At 72.9% G+C, this 10,733-nt stretch carries 11 protein-coding genes; 7 read left to right on the forward strand and 4 right to left on the reverse strand.

Features of this window, described 5'->3' with window-relative positions; translation table 11 throughout:
- Nucleotides 1-264 precede the first annotated feature (264 nt).
- Nucleotides 265-642 (reverse strand): DUF11 domain-containing protein, encoded by a 378-nt coding sequence (locus AR3_RS17135; protein ID WP_169803849.1) that lies wholly within the window; start codon nucleotides 640-642, stop codon nucleotides 265-267.
- A 720-nt stretch (nucleotides 643-1,362) separates the two neighbouring features.
- Between AR3_RS17135 and pgi the strand changes: the two genes are divergently transcribed.
- Nucleotides 1,363-3,009, forward strand: a complete 1,647-nt coding sequence (gene pgi, locus AR3_RS17140; RefSeq protein ID WP_067915219.1) for a glucose-6-phosphate isomerase — start codon at nucleotides 1,363-1,365, stop codon at nucleotides 3,007-3,009.
- 63 nt (nucleotides 3,010-3,072) lie between these two features.
- Here pgi and AR3_RS17145 read toward each other — a convergent pair whose 3' ends face one another.
- Nucleotides 3,073-3,321, reverse strand: coding sequence for an EF-hand domain-containing protein (locus AR3_RS17145; RefSeq protein WP_067915220.1), 249 nt, complete (start codon nucleotides 3,319-3,321; stop codon nucleotides 3,073-3,075).
- Between the two features lie 144 nt (nucleotides 3,322-3,465).
- Here AR3_RS17145 and AR3_RS17150 point away from each other — a divergent pair, with 144 nt between their 5' ends.
- From AR3_RS17150 to AR3_RS17175, 6 genes are all read left to right on the forward strand, one after another.
- Nucleotides 3,466-4,011 (forward strand): hypothetical protein, encoded by a 546-nt coding sequence (locus tag AR3_RS17150; RefSeq protein ID WP_067915221.1) that lies wholly within the window; start codon nucleotides 3,466-3,468, stop codon nucleotides 4,009-4,011.
- A gap of 96 nt (nucleotides 4,012-4,107) precedes the next feature.
- Nucleotides 4,108-5,430, forward strand: coding sequence for a hypothetical protein (locus tag AR3_RS17155; RefSeq protein ID WP_083951619.1), 1,323 nt, complete (start codon nucleotides 4,108-4,110; stop codon nucleotides 5,428-5,430).
- 256 nt (nucleotides 5,431-5,686) lie between these two features.
- Entirely contained in the window at nucleotides 5,687-6,169 is a 483-nt protein-coding gene (locus AR3_RS17160; RefSeq protein ID WP_067915223.1) for a cation:proton antiporter regulatory subunit, read from the forward strand.
- A gap of 6 nt (nucleotides 6,170-6,175) precedes the next feature.
- Entirely contained in the window at nucleotides 6,176-7,417 is a 1,242-nt protein-coding gene (locus tag AR3_RS17165; protein WP_067915224.1) for a cation:proton antiporter, read from the forward strand.
- A 99-nt stretch (nucleotides 7,418-7,516) separates the two neighbouring features.
- Nucleotides 7,517-8,104, forward strand: coding sequence for a TIGR03086 family metal-binding protein (locus AR3_RS17170; protein ID WP_067915225.1), 588 nt, complete (start codon nucleotides 7,517-7,519; stop codon nucleotides 8,102-8,104).
- A gap of 139 nt (nucleotides 8,105-8,243) precedes the next feature.
- Nucleotides 8,244-9,209: a PDR/VanB family oxidoreductase gene (locus tag AR3_RS17175; RefSeq protein WP_083951620.1), complete on the forward strand. Its 966-nt coding sequence runs from the start codon at nucleotides 8,244-8,246 to the stop codon at nucleotides 9,207-9,209.
- Here AR3_RS17175 and AR3_RS17180 read toward each other — a convergent pair.
- Nucleotides 9,193-9,756 carry an inorganic diphosphatase gene (locus tag AR3_RS17180; RefSeq protein ID WP_106259339.1) on the reverse strand — a complete coding sequence of 188 codons (564 nt, stop codon included), beginning with the start codon at nucleotides 9,754-9,756 and terminating at the stop codon, nucleotides 9,193-9,195. The genes AR3_RS17175 and AR3_RS17180 overlap by 17 nt on opposite strands.
- Before the next feature lie 23 nt (nucleotides 9,757-9,779).
- On the reverse strand, nucleotides 9,780-10,733 hold a 954-nt coding region (locus AR3_RS17185), incomplete at its 5' end, for an SDR family NAD(P)-dependent oxidoreductase (RefSeq protein WP_083951621.1).

Genomic DNA, 10,733 nt, shown 5'->3' on the forward strand with positions numbered 1-10,733 from the left:
GGGCGCCGCCGCCTTCGGTGAGGCGATGCTCGACGCCGGGCGCCTCCGGTGCGGCGAGCGGCTCAAGGAACTCGGCTGATCCAGCGCACCAGTGACGGCTGGATTCGTGACCTTGATGTGACGGCGGGCTGACCGAACTCACGGCTCAGGTCAGCCCGCCCTTGCGCCCTCGGGTGGCGGGCTCTCGTCGATCACGCCGCTCGACGGGACGGTTCTCGTTCCGCTGCCGGCGCGTGCCGAGAGTCCTTGACAACGGTCGCCGCCTTATGCGGACGGGCGAACGACGGAAGTCGTCGTGTCGGTGTTGTCGTCCGTGGCCGGGTCGGCGGACCTCGACTTCACCTCGCCCGTGAAGTCGATCGAGCCGGCGGCCTGCGCGTCGACGGTGCCGGTGACGGTGACGATCCTGCTGTCGCCGGGAGCGATCGGACCCCCGGCCAGGTTGCAGTCGATTCCGGGAGAACCGAGGGTCCAGGCGCAGAATCCTGCGACCCCGGTCAGGTCATAGCTGCCGACCGCCAACGTGCGCGACCACGTCGCGGACATCCATGCGTTGACGGTGTCCGGGCCGGCATTGCGAATCGTCAGCTGGTAGGTGGCCCTCTCGCCCGGCGTGACCTCCGCCGGCCCGGTGACGCTCACGCTGAGATCCGCGACGGGACCGTCCGCGGTCCGCGCCGTCGCGGGTGAGACGGGGGAGAAGACCGATGCCGCCGAGACGACGCCGGCGACGACCGCAACTCGTTTCATCAAGAGTTCCTCTCGAAAACTGCGGACGAATGATCATAACAGAGGGCGCATATGGGGCGACATATTTCTTCTGGACCGATGTGAATGAGCAGTGGCCATGAGTGGACAGGGAGACGCTCTCGTGTCTTTCCGTCGCGGAATGTGTCTCGGTGGTCTCGCGTCGAGAGCCGGAACACCACCGAGAAACTGCCCGTCCTGCGGTGTGGTCGTCGCGCGGGCGCCCATGTCGCTGGTCTCGGTCCTCTTGAACGGGTCTCGCGTTACGCGGACGCACTCGGTCGATTGCGGATGCGCAATTCGTACGTCGGTCGACAAGGTAAACCTCCCATGCTGTCACGGGCGACTGACAATACGTGCCGTCGAACTTCTCATACGACTGGAACCGTGGACTGATCATTGAGAACGGGGATCGGGGGAGCCGGGAGCGGGCGGCCGAGACGGCGACGACCGCGGTTTCCCCGCCGGTGGATAGGTAGGGCCGGGCGCGGCGGGTACAGACGTACTCCGGTGGAGGGACGACGGCCCAACCTATGATCGCCATGTCGGGCGGAGCGGCGTCCGGGGCGTTCGCCGGCGCCCGCCCGGCATTTGCCGAGGAGATGAGTGAGAACGATGGCTGATATCACCGAGACGGCCGAGTGGCGGGAGCTGACCGAGCACTACACCGCGCTCGCCGGACGGCATCTGCGGGAGCTGTTCGCGCAGGATCCGGACCGCGCGACCCGCATGACGGTGACCGCGGGGGACCTCCACCTGGACTACTCCAAGCACCGCGCCACCGACGAGACGATCCGCCTGCTGGTCGCGCTCGCCGAACGGGCCGGGCTGCGCGAGCGGATCGAGGCGATGTTCTCCGGCGAGCACATCAACGTCAGCGAGGACCGCGCCGTCCTGCACACCGCGCTGCGCCTGCCGCGCGACGCGCGCCTGACCGTCGACGGGCAGGACGTGGTGGCCGACGTGCACGCCGTGCTCGACCGCATGGCCGACTTCGCCGAGCGGGTCCGCTCCGGCAAGTGGACCGGCCACACCGGCAAGTCGATCACGCACGTCGTCAACATCGGCATCGGCGGTTCCGACCTCGGGCCCGCCATGGCCTACGAGGCCCTGCGCGACTTCGCCGACGCCGGCATCGCGTGCCGGTTCGTCTCCAACGTGGACCCGGCCGACGTCGCCGGGACGCTGGCCGACCTGGACCCCGAGCGGACCCTGTTCGTGGTCAGCTCCAAGACGTTCGGCACGCTGGAGACGCTGACCAACGCCCGCGCCGCCCGGCGCTGGCTGGTGGAGCGCCTCGGCGGCGAGGAGGCGGTGGCGCGGCACTTCGTCGCGGTCTCGACCAACGCCGAGCGGGTCGCCGAGTTCGGCATCGACACCGCCAACATGTTCGAGTTCTGGGACTGGGTCGGCGGCCGCTACTCGATGGACTCGGCGATCGGCCTGTCCTTGATGATCGCCATCGGGCCGGACCGGTTCCGGGAGATGCTCGCCGGGTTCCACGCCATCGACGAGCACTTCCGCACCGCGCCGTTCGAGGCCAACATGCCGGTGATCATGGGTCTGCTGGGCGTGTGGTACACCGACTTCTTCGGCGCGCAGACCCGGGCCGTGCTGCCCTACAGCCAGCGGCTGGCCCGCTTCCCCGCGTACCTGCAGCAGCTGACCATGGAGTCCAACGGCAAGTCGGTGCGCGCCGACGGCGCCCCGGTGGTGGCGCAGACCGGCGAGATCTTCTGGGGGGAGCCCGGCACCAACGGGCAGCACGCCTTCTACCAGCTGCTGCACCAGGGCACCCGGCTCGTCCCGGCCGACTTCATCGGGTTCGCCGAGCCGCACGAGGACGTCCCGGCCGAGGACGGCGTGGGCATGCACGACCTGCTCGTGGCCAACATGCTGGCGCAGACCTCGGCGCTGGCGTTCGGCCGGACCGCCGAGGAGATCGCCGCCGAGGGCACGCCCGCCGCGATCGTCCCGCACAAGGTCATGCCGGGCAACCGGCCCACCAACACGATCCTGGCGCCCCGGCTCACCCCGTCCACGCTCGGCCAGCTCGTCGCGCTCTACGAGCACATCGTGTTCGTCGAGGGGACGATCTGGGGGATCGACTCCTTCGACCAGTGGGGCGTGGAGCTGGGCAAGGTGATGGCCAACGAGCTGACGCCCGCGCTGACCTCCGCCGAGCCTCCGCAGACCGCTCCGGACGCGTCCACCGCCGAGCTGGTCCGCCTGTACCGCCGCATGCGGGGCCGCGCCGTCTGACGCGTGCCGCCGCGGGTGCCGGGCGCCGCGGGGGTCCGCCCGCGCGGCCCGGCACTCGGCGGTTCAGTTCTGCGACCTCCGCACGATCCAGCCCCACGTCTCCAGCAGCCCGCGGAACTCCGGGTAGGAGATGAAGCCGTCGCGGTTGGTGTCGGCCCTCTCGAACCTGTCCTGGACCTCGGCCCGCGTCCACGACAGCCCGAGGCTGTCGAGGCCCATGGTGAACTCCATCAGGTCGAGCTTGTCGTCACCGCCGAGGTCCGCCCGCGTGAACACGGCCTGAAGGTCGTCCTCGGTCGGCTTGGCGGTCATCTCGCTCCTCGTCGTCGGTCTGATGTGCCCCGCATGATCTCACAGGGCGCGGCGGTATCACGGAAGGAAACGCCGCCGGGCCGCCGCCGGTTCCCGCGGCCGCGCGGGGTCCGCTGCGACGGGCCGCCGCCTACGATGGGGGATATGCGGCGCTCGAGCAGCACGGTGGTCGTGGTCGCGGGCGAGCAGGCCGGGCGGGTGGTGTCCGGATTGGACGGACTGCACAACGTGCGGGCCGTCACCCGGCAGGACCGCACCCCGGAAGAGTTCGCCGAGCTGGTGCGGCGGGGCGGCATGACCTACATCGTGCACGACGACGACCCGCTGGCCGACGTCGCCGACGCGTGGGTCGACTTCTTCGAGGAGTCCTCGCCCGCCGGGCGGCTGGAGGTCGCCGTCGAGGAGGCCGTGGGCGCGCTGCGCGCCGGACGGCTCGAACTGCCCGACTACTACATCGTCCTCGACCCCGAGGAGATGCCCGCCACGCGCCGCCACTGGTGGCTGGGCGTGCTCGCCGGCGCCGCGCCCAGCCGCGTGGTGCCCGCGCCGTCGTCCGCCGCCCGGGTCGCCGACGCGCTCGGCCGGCTGGCCGCCGGACGCTGGTGGCCGGAGGACACGGCCGGGTGGCTGCGCGGCCTTCCCCGCGCCGTCCCCGACCGGGTCGGACTGCCCGGCGGAACCGTTCCGTGACGACGGCGACGCTTGCCGTTGCCTCCCGCGGAATGCCGGTCTAGCGTCACGTCCTGGCGATGCGCGTCCCGAGCGGACAGGCGGGAGGGGGCGGCGATGCGAACGGTCCTGCGGAGGGCGGCGGCGGTGACGCTGCCCGTCGTGGTGACTGCGGCGATGACGCAGCCCGCGGCGGCCGAGGGGCCGGCGGCGCGGGACGGCTGGCGGCTGGTGGCGGCGGAGTCGTTCGACCGTCCGCTCGACGACCGGCGCGCGCCCTGGTTCCGGGACGACGACGGCCCGGGCAGCCCCTACGACGTCGACGAGTACGACAACGACGGCGCGTTCTTCGACGCCGTGGGCGGACCGGCCTTCCGCGAACAGCTCGCGAAGGTGCGCACCTACCGCAAGTCGTTCTCCTTCGGTAAGCGCGGCTGGCTCACCGCAGAACTCGCCGCCCGCGACGACGACGGCGACGGGCGGCCCGACGGCGCCCCCACGCTCACCGCGCGCGACGGCGTGGCGCACCTCGACGAACCCAGCCACCGGGGCGGTGTCCTCATCCGCTCCTCCCGCCCCCTGCCCGCCGAGTACCGGGTGGAGATGACGCTGCGCGGCATCGACTTCGGGGGACAGCGCGGAGGATCGTGGGACTACCCGGACGGACGCGTCAACGGGTACTCGCCCGACGGCTGCAAGACCAACTTCCCATGGGCGTCGGGCGGCGATTTCAGCAGGCCCGAATGCTCCTGGCTGGACGTGCGCAGCGACGCCAACGGCTTCTACTACCTGGGCATCATGGACTACGACCGTCCGGCGCCGCACAACAACGTCTTCATCCACGTCCACCGCAAAGTCGCGATGGACTCCTACAACCGCTACAAGTACACGGGGACAGGGCTGCGGTACTGCAACCCCGCCACGCGGCAGTACGAGCCGTACTCGGCGGGCACGGGCAACGGCGTCAACGCCATCTTCATGACCGACGACCGCCGCTACGCCAACCAGCCCGGAACCGAGTACCTCATGCACAGCGAGTGCGGGGTCGCCAAAGGCGGCGCCATCGTCTCCCAGGTGGACCTGCGGCCCGAGCTGCTGCCGGACGAGAGCTACCGCTTCGCGATCGAACGCCGCGACGGCGCGTACACCATGGAGATGTCGGGCGTGTTCGCGCACGTCGGCCGGGCCACCTTCCGCTACACTCGCGCATTCGTGCAGGACGGCGAGCCGATCTGGCACTTCAACCAGCGGCCGGAGGAGTACGACGGCCGCTTCGACGGCGAGTGGACCTGGTCGGGGCCGGGCGGCACCCTCGTCGACCGCGACACCTGGCCCGCCGGATCGGCCTACCCCGACCACTTCATCATCGGCGACCCGCACATGAACTTCTACGAGGGCGGCGCCCGGGTCGACGACATCCGCCTCTACGTGCCCCGGTGACGCCGCGCACCCCCGTCGTCCGACATTCCGGGCAGAAGGTGCGCGGGATCCTCTGAGGGCGCCGGACCGTAACAGACGGTGCCGGACGTGCACTAGGCTACGCTGGGGCAAAAGATCATTTTGCGGACGCAAGTCCGCAGGTCCGCAAGGCCGACGGCGTCCCTCAGGACCGGGCCTCGGCCGGGCCGCCCCGCGGAGAAGTCGTGTTGATTCCGCCCGCCGGGGGACACGTGGCCGGGCGCAGAGGGAGAAAGCCATGGACGTCGAACGGACGGCACTGCCGGGGATCGGACTGCGGCACGTCTTCACCACCAGCCGCGGCCGCCAGATCGGGGTCGTGACGCACCGCACCGACCGCCGCGACCTGGTCATCTACGACAAGGAGGACCCCGACTCCTGCGTGGTCTCGGTCGCGCTGACCGGCGAGGAGGCCAACGCCCTCGCCGAGCTGCTGGGCTCGGGCCGGGTCGTGGAGCGCCTGGCCGAACTGCAGCGCGAGGTGGAGGGGCTGGTCACGGAACAGGTCCCGATAACAGCGGATTCACCCTATGACGGGCGGCCGCTCGGCGACGCCCGGGTGCGCACCCGCACCGGCGCCTCCATCGTGGCCGTGGTGCGCGCGGGCCGCGTGCACGCCAGCCCTCGCCCCGACTTCGTGTTCCACGAGGGGGACACCGTCGTCGTGGTCGGCACCGCCGAGGGCACTCATGCCGTCGCCGAGATCCTGGCGAGCGGGTGAGGGCGGATGCACTCGGCTCTCCAACTGATCGAACTCGGCGCGATCATCCTGGCCCTGGGCGTGCTCGGCGCGGTGGCCGTACGGTTCTCGATCTCGGCGATCCCGCTGTACCTGGTGGCCGGCCTGGCGTTCGGAACCGGCGGCGTGCTCCCCCTGACCACCAGCGAGGAGTTCGTCGCGATCGGCGCCGAGGTCGGGGTGATCCTGCTGCTGTTCACCCTCGGCTTGGAGTACACGGCCGACGAGCTGGTCGGCACCCTGCGCACCTCGGCGCCGGTGGGGCTGGCCGACCTGGTCTTGAACTCCGCGCCCGGGGTGGTGGCGGCGCTGCTGCTGGGCTGGGGCCCCGTCGCCGCCGTGGTGATGGGCGGGGTCACCTACGTCACCTCGTCCGGCATCACCGCCAAGGTCATGGGGGACCTGGGCTGGCTGGGCAACCGGGAGACCCCGAGGGTGCTGTCGGTCCTGGTGTTCGAGGACCTGGCGATGGCCGCCTACCTGCCGATCGTCACCACGCTGCTGGCGGGGGCCGGGCTCGTGGCCGGCGCCACCACCCTCGCGATCGCCGCCGCGACCATCACCGTGATCCTGATCGTGGCGCTGCGCTGGGGACGGCTGGTGGAGCGGTTCGTCGAGAGCCCCACCGACGAGGTGCTGCTGCTGAAGGTGCTCGGGCTGACGGTGCTGGTGGCCGGGCTGGCCCAGCAGCTGCAGGTGTCGGCGGCCGTCGGCGCGTTCCTGGTCGGCATCGCGCTGTCGGGCCCGCTGGCGCATTCGGCCCGCGAGGTGCTCACGCCGCTGCGGGACCTGTTCTCCGCGGTGTTCTTCGTCTTCTTCGGCCTGCACACCGACCCGTCCGACCTGCCGCCCGTGCTCGGCGTGGCCGCGCTGCTCGCCGTGGCCGGGGTGGCGACCAAGCTGGCCACCGGCTGGCTGGCCGCCCGGGACGCGGGCACGCCCACCGGGCGGCTGCGCGCCGGGGCCGCGCTGGTGCCGCGCGGCGAGTTCAACATCGTCATCGCCGGGCTGGCCGTGTCCGCCGGGATCAACCCGCAGATCGGGTCGCTGGCCGCCGCGTACGTGCTCATCCTGGCGATCGCCGGGCCGCTGCTGGCGCGCTGCGCCGAGCCGCTGGGCCGCAGGCTGCGCCGAGCCAAGCACGACAAGCCGGTCGTCGCCCGCGACGAGCCCGTCCTCGAGCAGTCCGACCCCGACGACGATCCCAGCCCCGCCCGCAGTCTGGGCTGACCGGCCGATGATTTCCGGGACCGCCCCCGGTCTGTCCGGTTGAGGGCCGCCGCGCGCCGAGCGGCCCTCGACCGGAAGACCGGACGAAGGAGCGATCCCATGACCGACGCACCCGACCTCGGACCGGCGGCCGGCCGCGTCGCCGCCCTGATCGCCGACGTCCCCGGCGACCGGCTCGCCGCCCCCACGCCCTGCGCCGCGTACACGCTGGGCGACCTCGTCGACCACGTCGGCGGGCTGGCCCTCGGCTTCCTCGCCGGGGCGAGGAAGGACCCGGGGGAGACCGCCGCCCGCGGCCCGTCCGGAGACGCCTCCCGGCTCGGCGACGACTGGCGCACCGACATCCCCCGGCGGCTGGCCGCGCTCGCCGACGCCTGGCGCGACCCGGCCGCCTGGACGGGCGCGACCCGGGTCGGCGGGATCGACCTTCCCGGACGGGCGGCGGGCCTGTTCGCGCTGAACGAGCTGGTCGTGCACGGGTGGGACCTCGCCCGCGCCATGGGCCGCCCCTACACGCCCGGGCAGGCCGACGTGGACGCCTGCCTGGGCCTGGTCGCGGGCGTCCAAGCCCGGGGCGGCCCCAGTCCGTTCGGCCCGCCGGTGGCCGTGCCCGACGACGCCCCGCCGCTCGACCGGCTCGTCGCCCTCACCGGGCGCGATCCCGCCTGGACGCCCCCGCCCGCCTGACCGGAGGGCACCGCGTCGCCCTGCCCCGCCCGCCGCTTTTCCATTCGCCGGAAAAGCGTCTTCTGCGCCCTCGCGGCCGTGCCCCAAGCTGCCGGATGACCGTCCGAGCGTTCCGAGCGGCGCCGAAGGAGAGCAGGCCATGACCGTGCAGGATCTTCCCCGTGCCGAGGTGGGCCTGGACGTCGTCGTGGAACGCAAGGAGCTGATCGCCGAGGACGTGGCGCGCCTGACGCTGCGCCGCCCCGACGGCGAGCCGTTCCCGTCCTGGGAGCCCGGCGCGCACGTGGACCTGGTGCTCGCGCCGGGCCTGGTACGGCAGTACTCCCTGTGCGGCGACCCGTCCGACCGGACGGCGCTGCAGGTCGCGGTGCTGCGGGAGCGGGACGGACGCGGCGGCTCCCGGCATGTGCACGAACGGCTGGCCGAGGGCGACGACCTGGTCGTCCGCGGCCCCCGCAACCACTTCCCGCTGGTCGAGGCGGAACGCTACCTGTTCATCGCGGGCGGCATCGGCATCACGCCGATCGTGCCGATGCTGGCCGCCGCCGAGGCGGCCGGCGCCGACTGGAGGCTCGTCTACGGCGGTCGCACCCGCGCCGCGATGGCCTTCCTCCCCGAGCTGGAAGGGGCGTACGGCGGCCGCGTCAGCGTCCGTCCGCAGGACGAGACGGGCCTGCTCGACCTGGACGCGCTGCTCGCCGCGCCCGACGACCGCACGAAGATCTACTGCTGCGGCCCCGAGCCGCTGCTGGCCGCCGTGGAGGAGCGCTGCCGCGCCTGGCCGCGCGGCGCCCTGCACGTCGAGCGCTTCACCCCCGTGGAGGACGCCGGCCCGCGCGCGTCGTTCGAGGTGGAGCTGGCGCGTTCGGGCAGGACGCTGACCGTCCCACCGGACAAGTCGATCCTGCGGGTGGTGGAGGAGGCGGGCATCAGCGTGCTGTCGTCCTGCCGGGAGGGGACGTGCGGCACCTGCGAGACCGAGGTGCTGGGCGGCGAGCCCGACCACCGCGACACGGTGCTCACCGACGACGAGCGGGCCTCCAACGAGATCATGATGATCTGCGTCTCGCGCTCCCTGGGGCCCCGCCTCATCCTCGACCTGTGACGCCGCCGCCCGCCGCCGCGCCGCCCGCCGGCCGCGACGGCGGAACGGACGCGGCGCGGCCGCGCAGCCCGTCCCGGGCGCGGTCGAACGACGCGGCGACCTCGCGTTCGGCCGCCGCCCGGTCCTGCCAGCCCCGCACGTCGGCCTCCTTGCAGGGCTCCAGCTCCTTGTAGATGTCGAAGAAGTGGCCGATCTCGGCCAGCATGTGCGCGGGCACGTCGGAGAGGTCCCGCAGATCCGCGTACCGGGGGTCGCGGGCGGGAACGGTGAGGATCTTGGCGTCCGGGCCCTGCTCGTCCAGCATCCAGAACACCCCGAGCGGCCGGACCGCGATCAGGCACCCCGGGAAGGCCGGCTCCTCGAGCAGCGCCAGGGCGTCCAGCGCGTCGCCGTCCTCGGCCCGCGTGCCGGGGATGAAGCCGTAGTCGGCCGGGTACTGCGTGGCGGTGAACAGCAGCCGGTCCAGCCGGATGCGCCCCAGCCGGTGGTCCATCTCGTACTTGTTCCGCGACCCTCTGGGGATCTCGACGACGATGTCGAACTCCACCCCGCCTCCTCGCATCCGCCGCTCTACCGCGATCGCGCGCGTTCCCGCCCGAGCCGTCCCGCCGCGGCGACGGCGGCGGCTCCGGCTGCGGTCACGGCGGCGGCGCGGCGCAGCGCGCGGCGTCCGCCGCCGTCCCAGCCGCCGTGCACCGAGCCGGTGTCGACGGTCGGGGCGTGCACGGTGCCGGACGTGGCGGGGACCCGGTCCTTGCGCGACAGGTGGTGGCGGTCGACGCGCCGGGCCATGCCGCGCTCCAGCATGCGCCGGTTCAGCCGGGCCTGCAGGCGCACCAGGCGGCCGGCGCGGCCGACCACGACCTCGGGGACCGGCGAGCGCAGCAGCGCGACGATCGCCCGCGCCACCCGCTCGGGCGCGTACACCGGCGGCATCGCCACCACCCGGCGGCCGGTGTAGTTGGCCGCGTGCTGGAAGATCGGGGTGTCGATCGTGGCGGGCAGCACGGTGCAGACCTTCACCGTGCGCTCGCCCCGCACCCGCAGCTCCTGTCGGAGGCCGGCGCTCAACGCCGACACGGCGGCCTTGGACATCGAGTACGCGGTGCTGTAGGGCTGCGGCGCGATCGCCGCCACCGACGACACGTTCACCAGCACGCCGCGCCGGGCCCGGCGCAGGTGCGGCAGCGCGGCCCGCGCGCCGTGCACGTAGCCCATCACGTTGACGTCCAGGACGCGCCGGAAGTCCTCCAGCGGCACGTCCTCGAACGGCCCGTACAGCGTCACCGCCGCGGCGTTCACCCACATGTCGATGCGGCCGAAGCGGTCCACGGCCCGCCGCGCGAGCTCCTCGACGGCGTGCAGGTCGGTGACGTCCGTCGGCACGGCCAGCGCCCGCCCGCCCCGTCCGCGGCACTCGACGGCGACCTCCTCCAGCGCGTGCGCACGGCGCGCGGCGAGCACCACCGAGGCGCCCTTGTCCGCGAAGGCCAGTGCGGTGGCGCGGCCGATGCCGCTCGACGC

Source organism: Actinomadura rubrobrunea NBRC 15275, from assembly GCF_001552235.1.
GTDB lineage: Bacteria > Actinomycetota > Actinomycetes > Streptosporangiales > Streptosporangiaceae > Spirillospora > Spirillospora viridilutea.